Below are 20,500 nucleotides of genomic sequence, written 5' to 3' on the forward strand. Positions count from 1 at the left end.
TCTTTACAGTGCTTCAATATAAAACTCGTCAGTGGATTCCACAGGGTCGAAAGCGCCCTCATGGATATGATTAGCCAGCGCCAAGCTCATTACGCAGTCATCATGGCAGCCTGCTTCGGCAGTCATCTTTCCGGCATCGTCAACAACAAAGGTCATCAGTTCTTCAATAGTAGTCTTGTCGTTTAACTGAATGACACCTTCGCGGACTTCCGCCCTCAACTGGTCGATAATGAGCGGCTTGGTTTGGACGTTGGTTTGGAAACCTAGCTTGACGGTCTCTGTGTCTGAAATCTTGTCATAGACCACTTCGGTATGGAGGTTCGGATAGTTGAAATCCTTACCTAACCGGGTGTTGGGAAGGATACCGTGGTTGTTTCTTTCGACGATAAGCCGCGCTTCGTTGAACAGCATACCTAGATGGTAGAGAACATAACTGTAGTAATCCGGGTCAACCTGTGACCTCCAGATAGCTACCTGTCTCTTCTTACTGTCCAATATCTGAGCGACAGACCAGTCAGACTTGTTGATGCCCAGGCTTCGTGTACCGTCAGCAACGTCAGCGCCTATGTAGTACTTCTCGCCTGGGTCTATGTGCTTGTATAGTAGAAGCTCGCCGCGAGGGTCAGGTTCAAAGTGGAAGTCCGAATAGTGGCCTCCAGTCTGCACAAGGGCCATGCGATCCACAATGTCAGGGACATCAGGGAGGCGCTTTGCGAGGACATGGGAGTTGAACACAGGACGGCCAGAGGTCAGAAAGGCGTCCTCAGGGGTGTTAGGATACTCCTGGTTCCAGAGGTCCAGACCCTTCTCTGCGATCTTGCGGCGTCGGAACTGAAGTTGGGCATCGTCGAGACCAAAGCGTTCTACCAATGCCTCTTCGTCAGGGGTGCGTTGGAAGCCTGTAGGTACTTTTTCCCTGTAGCCTGGATCAATGAACCAAGGGAGGAACAGCGGATAGTAGCCATTCTTTCCTTGCTCTGCGCCCTTCCAGAACTCATAGAAAGGCCCTGAGACACCATTGGCGGTGCTTTCGATGAAGACCGCAGAGCCTCTAGAGTTAGGGATGGCGTCCAGAAGTCCACTCAGGATGTCGTTGGCGCTGGACTTAGGCCAGAAGGCCAACTCGGACAGGTGAGCAACGTTAATCGTTTCACCACGAGCCACCGAGTCACCACCAGCAGTCGCCACCATGTACCCAGAGTCCAGAACGCCGAACTTGAGTTCTCGCTTGGATGAGTATTTGGTCTGAGGCTTAAGCTCTACAGGAGTGTTGTCGTAGAACCGCTTGGTCATATCGAACAAGGCTGCGGTGCTGTCTGCCTTGTGGGTCATAACGAGGGCTTTTTGAGCCTTACGCTGCGAGACCCACCAGTACATCCAGGCACCAACAGCCGTCGAAAGGCCCATCTGTCGGCCCTTCAGGATGACGATACGAACCTTCCCGTCTGTGCGGAGTTGAGTATCGATAACCTCCAGTAGTCGCTTCTGTGCTTCATTCAGCTTGAGAGGGAGGATTTCGCTCTCTTTGGTCCTGATTTGGAGGGCGACAGGAGCGTAGTAGTTGAAATCCTCCAGGAGCCGCTTTCGTACCTTAAGAGTCTTCGGGTCCATCGGCTTCCTGCGCGGCGAGAGCCTCAAGCAGCGATTCGGCCTTGTGGATCGTTACGTCACTCTTGGACGCGGGCTTGGCTCTGGTATAATCAAGAACGAGCCTACTAGCGGACAGTTTGTGGGCCGTAGAGGTCGCCTTGTTCTTCATAATGGTGAGGGCTTCCAGGAGGGCCGCTTGGGCCATCTGGTCGTCTGGGACAAGTCCTTCGTCAGCCATGATATTAAACATTTTCCTTGCTTGTTTCTCGGCCTCAGCGACCTCAACAGCGTACTCTTTGTAATTCCATCCAGAAGGAACGCCGGTCTTGCGGCCTGTCTTTCCTATCGACTTCTCATGCAACAGTTTGCCAGCACGAGAACGCTGTTTAGGCGTCATGTTCTTCGTGTGGTTCCTGCGCTGTGACCTGCGCTTCTTCCTAAGTTTTTCGATTAGTTCTTTTGGCTGTCTTGGGGGCCGCTTTGTTGCTTCGTCGAGGGACTGTAGAATGAAGTCCGTTAGTTGTTCGGGCTTCCTCTTGGTCGTCGATCCCTTCGGCCTGCCCCTCGGCTTCGGGACCGGCTTCGGCCACCACTTCGGCTTGTTCTTCGATCCCTTCGGTCTCCCGCGCTTCCGTGTTATCAATTCGACGGGAGCTTCTGGATTCTCCATAAAGGCTCCTATTTATAGCGTTTTTGATCGGTGTGATGACGTTGGGACACCCAGAGAATGTTGGGTTAAGCAGTTCGCCCAGTTCAGTGACTATCTGCTTCTTTTCGTCATCTGAGAGGAGCTTAGACAACAAGACGGTTTCGCAGTCCCGCAACAGAGAGACAGCTTCAGTAGCTTTCAGCATAAAATCCTTGGAGGAGGTGGGAGGACCGAAGCCCTCCCGATAGGTGTGTTTACTTCTTGATTTGAGCCAGTAGAGGCTTGAGGAACAGTTCGCCTAGAGCCTTCTGGTCGTCTGGAAGGGACTCAAGGGCCGTCTGTACGACTGCCTCTGCGTCTGCCTTCTTGGATGTGTTGCCTAGCGTCGTCGCTGCTTCTGACAGGAGGGCCTTGGACGGCTCCGGGAGAGCCGCGTGTCCTTGGATGGCAGAGAGCGTCTGAGAGACCCTATTCTGGTTGCCTTGGGCGGTTGCTCTATAAGCCTCCGGGTTGCGGATGCCTGGGTCGCCTATGTCCACCTGTAGAGGCGTCTGGTTTCCCTTGCGGACACCCTCAACGATAGGAGCCTCTATGCCCCCGTCTATTGCCTGCTGCTTAAGGCGTTGGTACGTTCCGTCGTCCTCAAGGAACTTTCGCATCAGAGGGGTTGCGGCACGTCCAAACTTACCCTTCGGGGTGAATGTAGCGTAACCAAGGCGGAGCGCATTAGCATCATCGGCCAGTTCTGGGTGTTTCTCTGCGATGAACTGAAGGGCACGTTTAGCATCTTCTGGCGGGACCCCAAGAGACCTAGAAGCGTAGTTCGCGGTGATTGCCGGGTTGCCTTCGATACCGTTGGCTATGTTCTTGCGTACCAATTCATCTAGAGCATCAGGTGCCTTCGTCTTCGGTAGCTTCGGGGCATCCACAATGTCGGCGTAATGCTGCTTGAAGGCGCGATCGGCTGCCGGTTGTGGCGAAGGTCCTGTCCTATCTTGGACATAACGATAGAGCTTGGCCTTCTTAGCGAGCTTTTCGGCACTGTTGACGCGAGCAGCTTCACCAGCGTCTGCGCTAAAGCCTCTAAGGAGGCGTTTTATGGCAGTGCCTGCACCAGAACCCATGAACGCCCCTGGTACACCACCCGTTATGGCACCGCCCGCTGTAGCAGCGCCCTCAACCACATTAGCCGCTGCACGTCCAAAGCCACCTCTCGGAAGCTCTGGGGTGTAGTCGTAGGCTATCTGGGTCTTCTTGATGCCCTGCTTTAGTGCCTCTTTGGCCGCGGGGTCGGTTACAGGGTCCAGGAGGGCGTCCAGCTTGTCGGGAGTGATAGACCACTTCTGGCCTATGGCTGTCCTGATCGCCGTCTTTTCGCTCTCCTTGATGGGCAGTCGGTTTATCATATTACCGTACTGCTCCATGTAGCCGTCAATAACGTCGTTCACCTGTTTAGCAGTGAACACAGCGCGGCCCTTGGGAGCGTTGGCTGACCTCTTGCCTGCTAGGTCGGCTAAGTCCTGCGCGAACTCAGCGACGTAAGGTGCATCCGGGTCCTTCGCTATCTGGCCAGCCTTAACGTACCGCTTGGCATCCCCTGCCCGCTCTATAGCATCTCCGGTTGCGTCTACGCCTGCCTTGATGCCTTTGGCTGTCTGGACCGGAAGACCCCCAGCAATACCGCCGACGAGCATACCTGCACCTTCAGCCCAAGGGTTTCCGGGGGCCACATCACGAGCAGCTTGTCCGCCTATTCCAGACCCAGCGCCTGCCATCAATTCCTGAGCAACAAAGCGCGTAGGGGTTGCGGTAGAGCCTTGCGTGAGTTGCGCCAGTGCCCTCTTGGCGGCTCCAGAGGTCTTGGTTAGGGTCTTGGCAGCATTGATAGAGATAGGCGCTGTGGACACTAGCCCACCTGCCGCCTGCCCTACGCCGCGTGAGAGAGACGAGAGATACTCTTCGCCCTTCGTTTGGGGCTTGTACTCTTCTTTTACCTGCCCAAAGCCGAGTTTGTGAAGCCCGGAACGGATAGACTCTGAGCCGCCTAAGGGTTTCTCTATGCCCGCACCGAAAGCGTTAAGGCCTGCCGTAACGAGGTCCACAGGGGCACCTAGCGTGTCTGCGATACCTTCGTTGATGGAGCCGCCTACCAAGCCGACCTTACTGGTCTTTGGTTTCTTTTTGGTCTTAGTGACCTCTCCGATCACAGGGGCTGACGCCCACGCAGGCGTACTTTCGCCCACTATAGGAGCGTCTTGCCATCCCATTAGGGTTTCTTCCTTATCTTTCCGTCGGGGCCTATGAAAGTGGCACCGCTTGGCAGAGAGTTAAACTGGGCATCGGATGTAATCTTAGCGACGCCTTTAGACTTCCCGCCACCTGTGACCTGCTTCTCGAACGCCTTCTCATAGTTATCTTTCCAGTTGGTTGTGTACCGGATGTAACTTGTTCCGGGGTCCTTTTGGGCTTTATTGACGTAAGAGTTGAACATCCGAGTAGTTCGGATTGCGTTTGCTTCAAGAACCCCGAGAACCTTGTTGAACGCCTTGGGGTCGGTCGCCATGTTCGGGATAGAGCGACGAATGATCGCACGTTCCATCTCGGTCAACTGGCCTAGACCACGCTGACTCTGGGCTGCGCCTAGCTCAATCTTAGAAAGGAGTGCCTCAGCAAAGTTCTTGCTTGTGAGGTCAACGTCGCCAACGTCCATACCGAACGCCTGCGCAACTTGACGAACGCCGCCCTGCACAACGCCTGCGCCTACCCCTGCTTTGCCGTACTCTTGACGCAACTGCCGGTAGACAGGTAGTGCATCGCTTGCTGCTAGAAAGTTGTCGTAGCCCTTCTCGAACTGCTTCGCGTCGGCCTTCTCAACACTCTTCTCGAAGAACGAGGGCTGATTGCCACGAGATGCAGCGGCAAGATACGCACGTTCCATAGCGCCACTCTGTGCCATCATGGCACGTTCCATAGCAGCCGATTGCTGCATTGCGGCTCGTTCGTTTGCCATAGCGCCTTGGGCCAATATCTGGTCCATACGCTGATCGCCGCGAGCATCCAGCAACGCTTGCTGGCCTTCGAGCTTCTGGTTCGCAAGGCCGGACTGCCAATCCTGGACCGCCTCAACGGGGGCGTAGGACACCTTGCCGGTCATAGGATCGACGGAAGCCTGAATGGCCCCATCAGCAAGGAACTGCGTCTTGGGTTTCCTGCGGTCCTCTTCTTCTCGGAGCGTATCCAGGAAGGCAGAAGCTCCAGCGCCCATGCCCTGCCCGAAAGAGGGGGCTGCGAGCATGTTGGCACCAAAGGCAATGAGGGCCTCTGAAGCGCCTGGGCGGTTGAATAGGCCGGACTTCTGCTCTGTTCCGGTTAGCTTTTGGCCTACACGGTCGTTTGCAAAGGTAGAGGCGCCACTAAAGCCGTTGTTGAGCCTGCGGTCCTCTGGGGAAATAGGGTCCTTATCGCCTCCTCCGAGAATGCCAACACCAGAGAGACCCTTACCGATGAGGTCTAATATACCTGCCATCTATGGGTTCCTTAAAGTGAGATTTTGCCGAAGTTCAGCGAGGATGGAGCCATCGAAGCGAAGTCTACCAAAGGTGAACTCATGGCAGACGTTAAGCCTGCGGAGAGGCCACCTGTAGCACCACCTCCGAGACCTAAGAGACCTCCGCCGCCTCCGAGACCAAAGGCACCTGCGGCCATCGATCCGAGACCCATAGCGACCTGTCCGATACCCGGAGAAGACTTCTGAGTGGTGTTGGTCGTGCCTGTCTGGCCCCAGTTATTCGACCCTACGATACCATAGTAGCGATTGAGGAGGTCAGCGGCCCTCGTGTCGCCTCCCTGCCAAGCCTTGAAGAGAGCATCAAGCTCCCCTTGCTGGTCCTGCTGGTTCATCTGACCGGCTGTGGACTGCTTGGAGAGGTTCTGGTAGGCGAGGTCGCTGGCAAGAGCCGACTGTTGGCCCTGCCTGTCGATCCCTTGGCCGTAAAGCTGCGCTGCGTTGCCTGTTGCGCCTGTGTTGTACTGGCGGGCTGCTTCAGCCATCTGGAGGCCCTGAGAGTAGGCATCGCCGCGCATGGAGGCTGAGATGTCCCCAAAGCGGTCCTGAGCGCCTCTGAGGGCCACTCCTTCCGCAACGCCTGCCCTTGTGGAGTTGACGTTGCCTGTGCCGGTCGCTGCCCTGTCGATAGAGGGAAGTTCGTTCTCGCTTAGGTTGCGGGAGATGTCCCGGCCTACAGCATCAATCTGGTCGTCTAGGTATGGGTTGGCTGCGTACATGCCTGCATTGGCAATGTTCTGCTGCGTAGGGTCGCCTGTAGCCATCCCATAGTAGCTATCGATGGCGCTACCATACTGAGGGGCCATGCCTCCCATCGCCAAGGCGTTCTGGGAGACCCCTGAGGCAAGGTTAGAGCCTGTGCCGGTAGCAAACTGATTGGTCCCCTGCACGGCTTGCTGCGTAAAGGGGTCCATGCCAGCATATATATCTCCCTGATACCAAGGAGTGCCTTGCTGGCTATTGTAGATATTCTGAGCCTCAGCGAACGCATCCTTTACGTAAGGCTGCTGTCCACTCCAAGGCCCCATGTCTGTATTGGTCTTCGTTTTCGTCTTACTGCCGAAGATACCGCCCATGTATTATTCTTTCGTTTTGTATAGGTCAGTTGGGCCGTGCAAGTCGTCGTCGTAGTGATAGACAAACTCGAAACCAAACAATCGTAGGAACTTCTCGTGCTTAGTGTCTCCAGGGGTGTGGAGAGCAAACAATGTGTCGCCGTAGAGGCGCTTGAGAAGGCCCCAGTCTTCTTTTAGCTTCTTGTGTACACTGGGAGACCATCTACTCACACTACAGTGAACAAAGGTCATCCCAGGGACACGCTCGAACTTGATTACGTATTCTGGCGTCTGGACTACCGGGACCTTCCGCACAGAGACAGAAGGAGGCAGGAGCATCTATCGCACCACAAGCCACGCTACGTCTGCCGTAGAAGACCCATTGGACGAATTGATCGTAAAGCCACTGGTAGTCTTCGAGGTCACGTAAAGGGTCTCGTTGACACCGGTGGACAGGAAGACCTCGTAGGTGTCGTCAGGCTCCTCAGGGTACAGGGAGACCGCTACCGTGCCCGAAGACAGAGTAGCGGCCCCCTTGCGGCCTGTGAGGTTGAAGGTCAGAGCCTTCTCTACCTTGTCAAGTTCATCCTCTACGTAGGTCGGAAGGCTTTCCTCTAGGACGGGCCTTGGTGCCCTAATGTAGTTGATGTACTCGTTCATGGTTTAGAAGACTCTTGTGAAGCGCATTCCTGAGAACAGTGCGCCTCTGATGGGACCTTTAAGTGTGACAGGAGAGGAAGGAGCGGTGACGGTCCACACAAAGCTGTCTGCTACAGAGCCGTCCGCGTTCGTTGACGTCACTTCAGAAGCGAACGGGCTGGATGCGGCAGCACCTACGGAGATTGTGCCTCCTATGACGCCCGAGACACTGTTGATGCTCAAGCCAGTTGGAAGGCTGGTAGCCGAGTAGCTCGTAGCCCCTGTGAAATTACCAGACACATCAAGGCTGATAACATCGCTCTCATCGCTAGACTGGTCAGAGATCGGAGTGGCAACAACCGGAGGCGTCGGATCGTCAGCCTGAATGCCAACCGTCGTGTCGGTTGCCTGTAGGATAGATCGGAAGGCCGTACGGAACTCGCTTGTAGTGTTCGAGCCATCGTCGGTTAGGGCATAGCCCCACCAGTTTCCTGAAGGCCCCTGATCGCGAGCGAACGTCCCTTCCAGGACAGTGCCCGGATCGGTTGCCGAGTCCCAATCGATGATGACATTGCCGTAGTCGCTGGCGACGTTGGGAGCGGTGGCTGTGGCAGCAAACTCGGATACGTTGTAGCGGGCGCGGACATTACCATCCGCCCCTAGCGCCCGGATAAGCTGAACGGACGGCCCAGACCCTGCCGACATGCCGGAGGGCTTGGCGAAGGTGTTATATTCGACGTGCGCGAAGCCGTCGCCTATCTGGATGCCGTATGCGCCAAGAAAGCCGAGCGCATTGTTGTTGAACGACACATGGACCGGGCAGTTCCTGCCTGAGTTGCTGTCGATGAACAGGCTTCGCGTCGAGCCGTAGCCGGTCGTATTGCCATCAGTAGCGTTGTTCAGGTCATTGTCTTCAACAACGATGTACATGTCGCTGGCGGTCGTATAATCCGCCACGTGGGTCCAGACGACAGTGCCGTCCGTGATGCCAGTCTCACCCTGCGTGGTGCGCATCGGGCCAGTGCCGCTGGCTTCTGTCGTGCCCGCCGTTGTGCACTCATAAATAGCAGGCGTGGGTGCCAGCATGTTGAGGGTTTTGGCACCGACGCTATACGCCTCGCCGGGGTCCCAAAGCGCGTTGGTGCCGAACGCCCTTATCTGAATGAAATCCGGGTGGATGCCGTTCGAATAGGCGGTGTCCCGCAGTTCATTCCGCAGCGTGTTCCCGACGATCCAGACATAGCAATTATCGTCGGCGAATACCCCTTGGGTCGAACCCTCGTTGAGTGCGTTGTTGATCGCGATGCAGTCGGCTAGACCGCGCTGGAGATCGTTCTCGGTTATGACCAGCTTGCGGACGCCGTTCGCCGCCACAGGGTTGCCGGTGCCATCGCAGGTATTGCCGTGGAAGTAGATGCTTTCGCCGTGTCCACAGGCGATGAATGCCGGGCCGTAACCAGCGATAATGGCAGCGTCGGTTGAGCCTCCTGTTGCGAACCCTTTACCTATCCGGTTGCCCGTGAAGGCGGCCTTGTTGAAGCGACCCGTACTGTTGATGCCCGTTGCGCCGGGATCGATGAACCGCCAGATGTAATATGCCTGATCTCCAGACATGCGGAGGTTTCGGACATGGAGGCCATGAACGTACAGATTGCCGTTGGCGAATGAGACGTTGAAGTCTGGATCATGGCCCGGATAAGGCTCTATCAACAGCCCACCGCCCGTCCCATAGGACCGGCTGAATGAATAGATGCCGCTGTAAGTCCCGTCCTGGACCTGAATGCGGTCCCAGCCGGTGCGATCATCGGTGTTGATGGAGGCAAGAGCAGCCGAGAACGAGGTGTTGTCAGTGACGATGAAGTTATTAGCTATCGTCTCGCCATCATAGCCGGTCCATATGTCGGCAACCGTGTCCGCCAACGGTTGCCGGTTGAGCCAGTTCTGGGTGGTGATCCTGCCTTGCCAGCCTGTCGTATTGCGCCCTTCGGACGAAATGACGTTACAGGTGAAATCAGTGGTGTAGGGGCTTCCACTGTACCCTGCATCGGTCTGGACAACCGAGAGCGAGCGCGAGCCTGCCAGCGCGTCGGGGAGTGATGTGGCGTTGTGAACGAGCCACAAGTCACCGCTGATGTCGACGACATCGAAGTAGGACGAAAGATCACCAGTGAGCGCGATGGAACTGGTTGTAACTGCGCCTGCCGGGCAAGTGAGCTTGAACGCACGGGTGCCTTCCGGCTGTTGCGTCCAGACCGCTTTCGGGTCTGCATCAGGATCGCCAAGGTCGTCCGTCAGAACCGCTGCACCAAGCGGCGTCAGGTCCACCAGCATGAAGCCGATATGGCTCAAGCGCCATTGGCCGTACGACGAACCGGCTTTGATCGTGATGAAGCCCTGCGTGACCGTGACATCGATCTCTGCCGGCGTCGTCTCAAAGTCTGCGCGGGACTGAATGACAGTATCGATGCCCATCACGCTGGCACCGTCGATAGACACGCCGGTCGCCTGCTCGGCAAGGGTGATCGTCGTCCCGTCGCGGACCATGAAGCTATTGGTCGAAGTTACGGCGATGCCGCCGATGGCCAGCCAGAGCTTGTAGTTCCCATTGGGGAGATCGATCCGAAAATAGGTGACGGAGCTGTTAACGAAGACCTGCCCTGCCGTTCTTGGATAGGTCGTATTCCTGTCCGCGTCTGAAGCGGTGAGGTTTGCAGACCAGCCGTGGTCAGGGCAGACGGTCGTACCGCCCGCGAACGCAACACCGCTGACCGGGTAAACCGTGCCATTGGCAAAGGCTATGTTCGTCGGATCGGTGACATAGCCGGAGTTTGCACGAAGGCTGATGCCGTAGCGGACGCCAGGGGTCAAAGACATCTAGCCGTCCCTTTAGTTGTCTGAGTAGCCGTGGATGACGAGAGTATCCCCGGTGCCTGTGTCTCTGATGTATTGAGCGCGAACCGGCTCCTGAACGAGCGCACCCGCTGGAATCGTCAGGGACACATCGGCACCGTCGCCAATCGCTCGAAGGGCAACAGTTCCTGCCGTGGCCTCAGGGTTCCAGATGCGGAGACCCTTAACGCCTTTGGTAATCTCGTTGGTGTCGTGAGGGGTGATAAGGAATATAGAAGAACTAGCCGCATCCATATCGGTGCGGCGTTCCCTCTGATAAGGGTCCTGCATGGTGATGTTTCTTGTTTCTTATTATTAGCCGCGTCTGCCGCGTAGGGTTACTTTGATATCGAAGCCACTAAGGGCGAAGTCGGTAGAGCCTGTATGGAGCATCCGATACGCGAGGTATCTTCCGGTCTCTCTGACATCGATTTTATTGTCTGTGGTGGGCGTATAGGTCGTGTAGTCGCTCCAGTTAGGCTCTTGGCCGACTATCGAGGACCCTCCGAAGCCGAACGATGTCCCTGAAGGGAGTTCGGAGACGGAGTGCTGTGGATAGATGGCATGGAGAGCCTTGTAGAGCGTCAGATTGGCCCCTACTTCGTCAAGATCGATGCCTACACGCTCGATATACGCGTCCTTGAGGGCTTCAGTCTCGATAGGAGCCACAAGACGGCCACCTGTAATCAGGTCAAACCCGTACAGGCGGTTCTTTGTGAGACCCTGGGTAGTGTCGAGAGGCCCTGTGAACAGCGTCAGAAGTCCTTTGTCGTCCTCTGCGCCTGACCATGTGCCTCCCATGTCCTCCCAGCTTACATCATCGATGCTCGTCCAGGTATCGCCTGTCTCAAGAGACCCCAAGCAACTGCCGGTGACGTTAGCGAGGTCAACAAAAGACCCAATTCCGCGCCTGTAATTGTAGACGTAAGCGCGATTGCAGCCTCCTGAGGGATTCGAGAAGCCAACTTGGGCGTCGTCAGAGGCGTAGCAGAAGTAGATTTCATTGAGGACCGGGTTATGGGTGACAAAGGCATACTTGGTGAGGTCTGACCTGAGGCCCTCAAAGATGAAGTCCTTGTTGGCACCATGTACGATAGACTTCTTGGTGGCCCCATCGTGCATGTAGATGTCGTTACGGTCAAAGACGTAGTGGACACCATCAATCTGCACGACACAGTTCTGGTTTATGATCCCTGCATTATCGAACAGCTTGCGGAACCTGAAGATCAATGAGCCACCAATGTAGTCCATAGCCCAGGATTCGGTTGCCCCATAGAGGATGAAGCTGTCCCTGAGAGTAAGACCATCGATTAGCTGGTCCCTCATCTCATTCAGGATGTTCTCGCCTGCACTGTTGGTTGTCGAGGTCTCATCCCATGAAGCGGGGGGCGCACCATAGCCGGTTATATCCGACCACTTTACCATCGTAGGGTAGCTGGTGGCCCCTTTCGTGACATTCAGAGCCACAAGGAAGTCTTTGTATGAACGGAGAGACCCGCAACGCCACCCGCTGTCCCAATCGCTGTCCGTGAGGGGCTTGAAGATCGTGTCAGAGGGGGTCTTGTAGTAGGGTATATGGGTAGAGCGATTGAGGTACGCTACAGCCCCAAGGAAGGTATCGGTGAAGGGTTCGGTGCTTGAGACCCCTACGATGCCTGTAGGCGATACGTCGCTTTCGGTGGCCCCCGAGTAACTAGCGACCTCTGAGAAGTCGTTATTGGGGACAACCATCGTGTAGTAGCCGCCAGTGGACACCGGGGGTATGGCGAACATGTGCCTGGGATAGAAGGTATCCGAGAACTCATGGACACGCCTGAAGACAGGTGCCCGGCTGACCTTACCGTTCTCGAAGCGAACATTTACGCCTCCAGAGAAGGCATTGGGCGGGAGGTCATAGGGGTTTATGTCTGAGATGATCCCAGCGCCCCCCAGCCCACGGACGGGAAGTATCTGGGTATTCAATGTTAGTAGTCCACAGTGTCTAGAAGAGTACCAAGGCCAGCAAGACCACAAGAGGAGGAACGACACCTGAGAACCAGTCGCGCTTGTCGTCCTTGGTCCTGAGGGCATGTAGAGGGTTCAAGTCTGCCCAAGGTCTACCGGGGGCCTCAGGATGCTTCGCTGAGAACTCCCCGGCCTCCTTGGCGATGAACCAGAGAGAGCCTAGCAGGAGACCTAATGGAGACCCTGTAAGGAAGACCATTACACCACCCAAGGCGAGGCTTAAGGCCGCGTGGGCCGCGTAGTTTCCAAGGGAACCGTTGAGAGGCATTTAGACCTTCATGATGTAGTAAAGTGCCAAGTACGGCTGGATTGTGGACACAGTGGTCGAGTGCGTATGGTCACTTGCAGTCGTGGTGGTCAGGGTGTGGTTATGGGACCCATCGCTACTGATCGAGTGTGTATGACCCTCACCGCCCCCTACAGTGGATGTGTAGCCCTGATAGGCACCTGCGCCACTGTCGAGGTTGAGGCGAGATGAGCCACCGCCTGACGATAGAGACCCATAGCCAAAGTTCGTGGTCTCACCAGAAGCAACACCGTTACCATGCTTGTGGGCTGGCATCTGGGCTTCGGTAAGGGCTGTCGAGCCTGTAGCGCCTGAGTGGCTATGGGACCCATCAGTGCTTGTAAGGGCGGTATGGCTATGGGACCCTGCGGCACTTGAGGTAGCGGCAGAGGTCGTTGCGCCCCCTGTGGTACCCTGGGTGTACGATGATCCGGCACCAATAGCCACGCGATCCCGGAGGTCGGGTACAGTGATCGTGCCGCTGCCATCGGACTTGTTGACCGTGGAACCATCGCAGATAGACCAGCCAGAAGGGACCGCCCCACTAGACCCATACCAGAGGCTTATGACGCCTACAGGGATCGTAGCGAGACTTGAGAGTTCCTCATCGGTGGAAGAGACGGGACCATTGATGTTGGGGAAGGTAGCCTTGAGGGCAGCCTTAATGAGTCGAATGTGGTCATCACCCTGTCTTAAGCCGTCTGTGGCGGCAGGATTGGAAGACACAAGATCAGAGATATAGGTAGCAGATTCTAGGGCCATCTAAAGTTTCTTATGGTTGGGGTCATAGAAAAGGAGGAAGACCCATATATGGAGAGCTAAAGGAGAGCTTAAGTTAATCTAATGATACGATATGAGATACACTGGAAGTCTCTTATAGGTTTACATATCGAGACATTAGAGTGCTTAAGTCTTACTATAAGATATAACTATAATATATCACTTCTAGTAAACTTAAGGAGAACTAAAGAGAACTGTAGTGTCTATAGTGTCTATAGATACTATATGCCCCCTATAGTCCCCCATAGAGGCTTGTCGCTCGGTCAGGTGTCTGGAGAGGTCTTGGAGGTGTCTGGAGGGGGCTTGGGAATTATGTTTAGATCTTTAAGTAGCCCTTTTAGAACATCCCTTTGTTTTCAATACGTTACAGGGAGGCATCTGGAGTGTCTTTTCGAGGCTAAATGGGACCCATCGAGAGACATTAAATGGCATTATTTTTCCTGGGTATCTCTCGACACTCTCGCCACTCTGAAGAGTCGAACTAACAACAACAACAGGCGCTTTAGGCTCGCTTTTTGAAACGCCAATTCAGTCCGATCCAGGGTACCAAAATGCTAGGAAATGGTACCTAAATTGTCTTGTAACTGGATCATAGAACCACACGAGAACGTAACGTTGTCAGTAAGTTAGCTGTCGAGTGGGGTATGCCTGGTGGGGTAGCAGAGGACATGCGCTTACCATTTAGGCATATGTAATTTCGGTTACATCTGGAGGGACATTGGACATTTTCGACAGGTCCGCAAAATAAAAATAGTGTGACATTTATGCAACAGAAAAGGGCAGACGTGATAGCCTGCCCCATGTTCTCGTATGTCCTCTCAAGCCTCTAAACGCCACCTAACGACCTTATAGCACCCCCAGACCACTAACGCCACAATCGCCACTGGAGCAAGCAATAGGCCGCACAGGAGAGCCTTAAGCAATGCATCTTCCATATCGTTGGGGTTCATGCTGCTTTCCTCTCTTTTGTTGCCCAGTAATCAATATATTTCATTGCGTAGGCTTTAAGATACTCCTCATTGCCGTTGTTCAATGCCTCAATTGCCTCTTGAATATCCTCAGGCAGCGTCCATCCTTTAGGTTTCTTGTGCCTGGTAGCATGGCTGTTATACCAAGCTACGTAGGCTTCTTTAGCCCTAGCGATATTGATTGTTTGGACGCGGGTGTAAACAACGGACGCTCCCGGCCACATTGGTAGATTATTCATTGGTCTGCCCTCACCTTATCCAGTATGTTTCGCCGTCAAAGTCTAGCGATGTATAATCTTTCTGAACGTTCTTCGCGGTCGCTTCCCAATCGATCTCAATCCATGACGGGAAGTCTTTAGGAATGTAACCACATTCTTCTAATAGCTCTCTGGTGTACTCCTCAAAATAATCTTCATGGACCAACGTCGCCCCATACTGCCAATCGTCACAATAGGGCTCGCCTTGTTCCGCTAGCTTCTCAAGGGCTGTTAGTTCCTCTTGTAGCTCCTCCAGGTCATCACCTGCATCGTCTAGCAGGTCTTTAATCTCTCCTATCCGGTCAATAATATCTCGGCTGTCAATAATGCTGTCTGTGTTTGTTATGGATTGTCTCATCTCTCATACTCTCTCAAATTGGATAGTGATTAGATACAGTTATGGCAGGCTTTTGATTGCCTCAGTTACCAATGCATCTAATTGTTCTTCAGTCATGCTAGCGAACACATCAGCGTCTATTGTTCGCTTGAATGTCCCCACAGTTTGATTTGGATTAGACCCGTGGCACCTAAGCCAGCTTATATGGTCTCGGCCATAGTTTAGGTCTGTGTTCAGGTATGCATCTAGGTAGACTTCAAGCTTTCCAGTTTCATTCTGTGGATCACCTGGAGCAAGGAACATGACTCTAGCTTTCCAAAAGTAGCAGCTATCATCACCCTGCCAGCTTTCCATTTCATATTCTTGTGCTTGTTCCTCTAGTTCCTGCCCATGTTCACCTAAGACACACTCGAGGAACGGAGGCCTATCAGGGTATTGCTGTTTCCATGTATCAGCGATCAAATCAGTTTCGTTATCTATTATCTTCTGGATAGGCTCAGGTGCGCTCCCGCTTCCCCAGGCATGGCTAAGGCTAGCAGGTAAGCAAACTTCATATCCACCGCTAGTCCACGGAATGAACCCGTCCCTTGCTTCCGTCTCTATCTCCTCAACACGCTTATGGGGTTCATACTCAAATATAGCGTCATCATAGGAGCCTAGTGCCTCAGCCATGGAATGTATCCAATGTTCGGCGCTAGACTGTAGTGCTATTGATACACAGTCCATTGTCTTATCCTTCCACCAGTTGACTATCGGGACCACAGACAAACACCAAGCTAACCTTGCACAACTGACGTGCTTTCTGTGCATGTAGTGTCGCAAGTTCCTTAGTTCTGAATGTGACCTTGGCACGTTGGCCACTCGGTGCGTCTACTATTACTGACCACATTGTAAACCATCTCATTCTGTAACGCCTTAGCTCAAACTAAGAGCGTGATATAAATCAATATAGGCAAGCTAATGGTAAGGAATACAGTCTCGGATAGAGGCATAGGGCCTTCCCTGTATGCTTGCTTTATCTTGTGTAGGGCCTGTTTCATTACTTTCTAATCCCTCTAGCTAATATCCCGATAACGATAGCTGCCAGCATTGCTAAGGCAACGAACGGGGCGAGTAGTATGCGAACCATTTGTTTCCTTTCGTTCAATCTCAATATGGCGACAGTCCCACATATGAAACCCCTGGTCAACAATAAAAATGCACCCAGGGGACACAGTATGCCTCTATTCGCCTCTATAATGCACCGCAGGCGCGTGATGTGTACTAGATGCCACCCATGTAGCCAAAAGTTACCGACGCCTCTCTACGGGCATCCTAGGGCAATCTAGAGGCATATGCCACTTAGGCGGAAAAGGTCCACGATTGCCATCAATCAGGATTTATCTCAGGCCTTACTATCAAATGATTTACCAAATCCAAAAACACAGAGCCACAAGCACCATAAGATGCGAGTAGCTCTGCGTAGGAGTCTAGGTGATGTCGATAGTGACCACGGGCCTTGCTGTAGCAAGCCTGTCAGCAAGCACGTTGGCGCTATAGCCTGCCACTTGCTGTATTGTTGCTATCCATCCATTTAGGGTATTAAGGCCTCTGCCTCCGGACATTTTAGTCCACTGAACGACATTCTTGAGCTTAATCTGGATGACAGAGTGAGCATAGTCGCTAGGGAGAACAAGAGTCTCAATGATAGCTTCAGTTACATCTCGCAGTTCTTTAGTGTCTTTTATCTGCGAGAGATCTATGGTTGCTATAGCGTACCCATCAGGGTCGTAGGTAACTTTAGTTGTGTCAGTCATTTCTTTATGGGTTGGCCTTAAAGAAGGCGTTGGCCCATCCTGGAGGTGTTGCGGATCGTAGTCGTGCGCGTTCGGGACCCGGAGGGAGCTTCCACATCTTAGAGCCTTCTGAGGGATGCACCCACGCCTTCTCAGGGATATTGAAGCGGCCCCATATCAAGGTTTTCTTGGTGTAAGGATCGCCGTAGTCGTTAGGGTGAAAGGTATGGAGAGGATCGCCGTAGTATGTCCTGAGCCTGCCTACAGGGTTCTCCAAGGCCCACCATGCAGGCTTATGAAGAAGAACTATACGGCAACAAGCATCAGCTACAGACAATGCCTCCAGTAGGGCTTGCTCACCCTTGGCTTCCCACCAGCGGGCACCTGAGCCGCTCAAGTGAGTACAAGGGGGAGCGGCCAGTATCCCATGCACCTTACGCTTCTTGAGATGCTCAAAGAGCCTTACGTCCCCGGTCCCCGGATCGTCCGGTAGCCATTCCTGAGGGTCCACAATCAGGACCTCATATTCATCAGGACATTCAGCGTAGGGCTTAGACCACGATCCCGTACCTCCACAGAGGTCTAGGATCAATTTCTTCATATATTAGTTCTGGGCGCTATCCATCGCTACCATTCGCTTCCCAAAGAACTCTACCTTCTCAGCGTCATAGATGAGGCTGTTCCCAGGCTTACCTTTGCCCATGCGGTTGGCTGCATGTCTCCACACGGCCTTGAAGACATTACCTTCAGCGAAGTTCATCTGGAGGGCTTCGATGATGTCGTTGCATTCGGCTGTGTAAGTCTCACGCTCTCCGGTAGGGTTGGAGACATGGACCTTGTAGTAGTCTGAGGAATAGCCGGTGAGCATCTCCGGTCCGTAGTTATACAGTGTATCAACTAGACCCGCTGTAAGTTCTCGATAGGCTATGATGTCGCTGATATTATCCTCGTGCGTCCACCTCCAGGTTTCGGCAGGATAACCATTTAGATCAATTTCGCCGTCCCTGAACTTAACTACGACTGGAGTTTCTCGAGGAAGGTCAGGACCAGATGGATTAGAGCCGTCCCACTTATGCCACGGCACTCTTGAGCACTCCAAGCAACTCAAAGATCATGTCCTTGCTCAAGACCACTACAGCCTCCTCATTGCCGTCATACTGGGTCAATGCGAGGGCATCAGGGCCAAGGAGTTCAACAGCCGTCGCACCATACTGGGTGTCAGTGATAGAGACTGAAGCAGAGCCGGTAACAGGTGGAAGAGGCTCTTCGAAGGCTACGAACGGCTCCGAGTTGCCGAGGAAGTCGTTAATTTCACCGAAAATGAAGTTGCTATAAGGGTAATCGTGATTAGGCATATATTAGGTCCTTAAGATTAGGTGGTTGGTAGTGTGGCCCTTTAAGGACCTTTCCTCGCCCATCGCGGGCTACCCGCTTGGAGAGGGGATCAATCTTGCTCATGTTGCTTTCGTGGACCCGTTGAAACCCTAGTTCCAGGTCGAGACCAAGGGACACGGCAGTACCGCTTATTACGTACTGCACGTCAGCAAGTTCTTTGAGTATTCTTTCGGCTGCGTTTCGAGACGGAAGTGTATCTAATGTAGCCGCAGTTTCCAGTTCCTCCATTAGCTCATGGAACTCTTCCCTTATCAACCTTACTCGGTGATTAAGGAGCGTGGTGGTCCATTTGTTACGAGGGATGTCCACCGCATCATTCGTTGCGATATGGAACTGAGATACAAGGTCTTCCCTGGTTAACGCGGTGATGTCTGAGATGGTGTCCAAAGCCTCACTTGCTTCCTTTCGCTGTCCCAATCGCCGAATCGCAGGATACGCGCGAGTCGGGCTTGTAGGACAGCATGTTCTTCATCTGTTCCTGCCTTGAGAAACGCCTGTCTGACATTTTCCCACATGGACCCAGGCTTCGAGAGGATCGCTTCAGCCTTCACAGCGCCTATCCCCGGACAGCCCTTATAGCCGTCTGCCGAGTCCCCTGTGAGGGTCTGGAGCATCCAATAGCGGTCTGCCTGGGCTTCAGTGATCTCAAGCATCTCGCCGTTGCGCCAGAGGCTACAAGGGATGGTCTGCATGTCCTTATCTTCGGAGACGATGCAGCGGCCCTTGCCTCTCTGGGGATCGGTCGCGAGGATGCCCATGTAGTCGTCAGCTTCCAACATGTCGTTGGCTTTGACCCTCTCAGGGCCATACTCTTCATAGAGCCAATCCTTGAGGGCCTTGAAGCCTAGAGGCTTGCGTACACCCTTGCGGTTGCTCTTGTAGGTAGGATCGAGGTCATATCGGTAGTTCTTGGACCCGGACAGGATGATGACGATATCCTTCGAGCCTATGTCTGAGATGTATTTATCTATCTGACTCTTGAAGGAATCTTTGGCTTGTGTTAGGTTGGTTGAAAGGACCCATGTGTCGTCGCCCCAGTCGCACTCAAACTCTGAGGAGGCTGCGGAACGATAGAGGCAGAGGTCCCCATCGATTAGGAGTTGCATTGAAATGTTGTACGTCCTGAAGGAAATCGTTTGGTACGGATTCCTGCTTGGTATGGGCTTATGGGTCGTATCGATTTTTATCGGTATGCTCAGGAACTAACTACCGGATGATACGATAGTACATGGAGTCCACGATCCGCGAGGCAAGGGTAAACCCGATACCGAACGCGAACCCTGAGAGCATGATGAAGCTGAAGGGCAATACGTCGCTAACTGACATTGATTGAATCCTTAGGCCCCAGTGCCTGCCAAGACACAGGGAAGTGTGTTGCGAGGGCCTGAGAGATATCCTCCGCTACCCATCGCGTCTCTCGCTGTGCCGATGGGTGCAGGCGCTCCTTACAGACACGAGAGAAGGCGTAGAGGCTTCCACTCCATATCCATTCGGTCATAGTAGATTGAGGGAGAACCATACGGGCTTGCTCTGGACATACTCCCTGCTCCAATAGGCCATTATAGTTTGCTAGAGGAACACCAATCAGAGCATCTAGAAACATGTCTTCGTATGTGAGATCGACGGACACGACTTCATCGCTACTGCCTTGCTTCTTGTCCTCAGCCTTCTTTCGCCACTCTCGCGGCACATAGAACTCAGGCTCACTATCGACATAGCGACGTGAGACTTCATTCCACGATAGGCCAACTTGGTGTTTCTGAAGCTGTCTTGCGACAAAGATTGGAGCCTTGACGCGGAACTTCAGGAACGCATGAGCGAAAGGCGACCAATGGCCTTCTTTGGCTAGGTAGTGGATGAGCTTCTGGTCTCGCGCCGAGAGAACCACATGACTAGGTTCAACCGGGTCATTGTCAGATACCCAATCGCTCTCCTTATCAAAGCTAACCCTGGCTGCATTGACTACAGAGAGGTCAGTACCCATCGTTTCTAGGAGTGTCGCTCCGTATTCATTGGTAGTCTTCATTCATCCCCCATAGCCCCAAGGTACTCGATCTCATCAGCGCGTCCTGCATCAAGGAGGTACTTCTCGCGTTCCTTAAGGTTCATTCTTCGGGGGAGGACCCAGCCAGCCATTTCAGCGATGGCCTCTAAGATGCGGGAAACGCCGTAGCTATCCGTTCCGCCCACATAAGTTCCCGCATCCATGTCTTCGTTGACTTGGGCTTCGCGGTAAAGGTCCACGATTCTAACAGGGGCAATTGTCATCATAATTCTCCAGTATCTCTAGTCCCTTAACTGTCACTCGCCA

20 protein-coding genes are annotated in these 20,500 nt (G+C 53.7%); all 20 read right to left on the reverse strand.

Annotation, left to right across the window (positions count from 1 at the left end; translation table 11 throughout):
• Positions 1–3 precede the first annotated feature (3 nt).
• The 20 genes from BSL82_RS03390 to BSL82_RS03490 all read right to left on the reverse strand — a co-directional run bounded on the left by BSL82_RS03390 (position 4) and on the right by BSL82_RS03490 (position 20,457).
• Complete coding sequence (locus BSL82_RS03390) at positions 4–1,611, reverse strand: terminase large subunit (protein WP_072596033.1); 1,608 nt, start codon at positions 1,609–1,611, stop codon at positions 4–6.
• Positions 1,592–2,260 carry a hypothetical protein gene (locus BSL82_RS20300; RefSeq protein ID WP_158010651.1) on the reverse strand — a complete coding sequence of 223 codons (669 nt, stop codon included), beginning with the start codon at positions 2,258–2,260 and terminating at the stop codon, positions 1,592–1,594. The genes BSL82_RS03390 and BSL82_RS20300 overlap by 20 nt, the downstream gene beginning before the upstream one ends.
• 233 nt (positions 2,261–2,493) lie before the next feature.
• Positions 2,494–4,446: a hypothetical protein gene (locus BSL82_RS03405; protein ID WP_158010652.1), complete on the reverse strand. Its 1,953-nt coding sequence runs from the start codon at positions 4,444–4,446 to the stop codon at positions 2,494–2,496.
• A gap of 59 nt (positions 4,447–4,505) precedes the next feature.
• Positions 4,506–5,765: a hypothetical protein gene (locus BSL82_RS03410; RefSeq protein WP_072596037.1), complete on the reverse strand. Its 1,260-nt coding sequence runs from the start codon at positions 5,763–5,765 to the stop codon at positions 4,506–4,508.
• Positions 5,766–5,776: 11 nt separating this feature from the next.
• Positions 5,777–6,880: a hypothetical protein gene (locus BSL82_RS03415; RefSeq protein WP_072596038.1), complete on the reverse strand. Its 1,104-nt coding sequence runs from the start codon at positions 6,878–6,880 to the stop codon at positions 5,777–5,779.
• A gap of 318 nt (positions 6,881–7,198) precedes the next feature.
• Positions 7,199–7,519 carry a hypothetical protein gene (locus BSL82_RS03425; protein ID WP_072596040.1) on the reverse strand — a complete coding sequence of 107 codons (321 nt, stop codon included), beginning with the start codon at positions 7,517–7,519 and terminating at the stop codon, positions 7,199–7,201.
• Positions 7,520–7,522: 3 nt separating this feature from the next.
• Complete coding sequence (locus BSL82_RS03430; RefSeq protein ID WP_072596041.1) at positions 7,523–10,366, reverse strand: Ig domain-containing protein; 2,844 nt, start codon at positions 10,364–10,366, stop codon at positions 7,523–7,525.
• Positions 10,367–10,384: 18 nt separating this feature from the next.
• Positions 10,385–10,678 (reverse strand): spike base protein, RCAP_Rcc01079 family, encoded by a 294-nt coding sequence (locus tag BSL82_RS21695; RefSeq protein ID WP_072596042.1) that lies wholly within the window; start codon positions 10,676–10,678, stop codon positions 10,385–10,387.
• A gap of 24 nt (positions 10,679–10,702) precedes the next feature.
• Positions 10,703–12,349: a hypothetical protein gene (locus tag BSL82_RS03440; RefSeq protein WP_158010653.1), complete on the reverse strand. Its 1,647-nt coding sequence runs from the start codon at positions 12,347–12,349 to the stop codon at positions 10,703–10,705.
• A 2,054-nt stretch (positions 12,350–14,403) separates the two neighbouring features.
• Complete coding sequence (locus BSL82_RS03450; protein WP_158010655.1) at positions 14,404–14,664, reverse strand: hypothetical protein; 261 nt, start codon at positions 14,662–14,664, stop codon at positions 14,404–14,406.
• Positions 14,665–14,674: 10 nt separating this feature from the next.
• The gene (locus tag BSL82_RS03455; RefSeq protein ID WP_072596046.1) at positions 14,675–15,040 is read right to left on the reverse strand and encodes a hypothetical protein; all 366 of its coding nucleotides are present in this window, start codon (positions 15,038–15,040) and stop codon (positions 14,675–14,677) included.
• 39 nt (positions 15,041–15,079) lie between these two features.
• Positions 15,080–15,691 carry a hypothetical protein gene (locus BSL82_RS20310; RefSeq protein WP_158010656.1) on the reverse strand — a complete coding sequence of 204 codons (612 nt, stop codon included), beginning with the start codon at positions 15,689–15,691 and terminating at the stop codon, positions 15,080–15,082.
• A 797-nt stretch (positions 15,692–16,488) separates the two neighbouring features.
• Complete coding sequence (locus tag BSL82_RS03460; RefSeq protein WP_072596047.1) at positions 16,489–16,815, reverse strand: hypothetical protein; 327 nt, start codon at positions 16,813–16,815, stop codon at positions 16,489–16,491.
• 4 nt (positions 16,816–16,819) lie between these two features.
• Positions 16,820–17,395: a class I SAM-dependent methyltransferase gene (locus BSL82_RS20735; protein ID WP_162274372.1), complete on the reverse strand. Its 576-nt coding sequence runs from the start codon at positions 17,393–17,395 to the stop codon at positions 16,820–16,822.
• A 3-nt stretch (positions 17,396–17,398) separates the two neighbouring features.
• Positions 17,399–17,878, reverse strand: a complete 480-nt coding sequence (locus tag BSL82_RS20900) for a hypothetical protein (RefSeq protein WP_226998607.1) — start codon at positions 17,876–17,878, stop codon at positions 17,399–17,401.
• Positions 17,865–18,149, reverse strand: a complete 285-nt coding sequence (locus tag BSL82_RS03470) for a hypothetical protein (RefSeq protein ID WP_072596049.1) — start codon at positions 18,147–18,149, stop codon at positions 17,865–17,867. Before BSL82_RS03470 ends, BSL82_RS20900 begins: the two co-directional genes overlap by 14 nt.
• Complete coding sequence (locus tag BSL82_RS21700) at positions 18,142–18,498, reverse strand: pyrophosphohydrolase domain-containing protein (protein WP_418361276.1); 357 nt, start codon at positions 18,496–18,498, stop codon at positions 18,142–18,144. Before BSL82_RS21700 ends, BSL82_RS03470 begins: the two co-directional genes overlap by 8 nt.
• Before the next feature lie 47 nt (positions 18,499–18,545).
• The gene (locus BSL82_RS03480) at positions 18,546–19,295 is read right to left on the reverse strand and encodes a hypothetical protein (protein WP_072596051.1); all 750 of its coding nucleotides are present in this window, start codon (positions 19,293–19,295) and stop codon (positions 18,546–18,548) included.
• Positions 19,296–19,504: 209 nt separating this feature from the next.
• Complete coding sequence (gene thyX / locus BSL82_RS03485) at positions 19,505–20,215, reverse strand: FAD-dependent thymidylate synthase (protein ID WP_072596052.1); 711 nt, start codon at positions 20,213–20,215, stop codon at positions 19,505–19,507.
• Positions 20,212–20,457: a hypothetical protein gene (locus tag BSL82_RS03490; protein WP_072596053.1), complete on the reverse strand. Its 246-nt coding sequence runs from the start codon at positions 20,455–20,457 to the stop codon at positions 20,212–20,214. Before BSL82_RS03490 ends, thyX begins: the two co-directional genes overlap by 4 nt.
• Positions 20,458–20,500 lie beyond the last annotated feature (43 nt).

The sequence above is a fragment of the Tardibacter chloracetimidivorans genome (assembly GCF_001890385.1).
GTDB classification, from domain to species: domain Bacteria; phylum Pseudomonadota; class Alphaproteobacteria; order Sphingomonadales; family Sphingomonadaceae; genus Tardibacter; species Tardibacter chloracetimidivorans.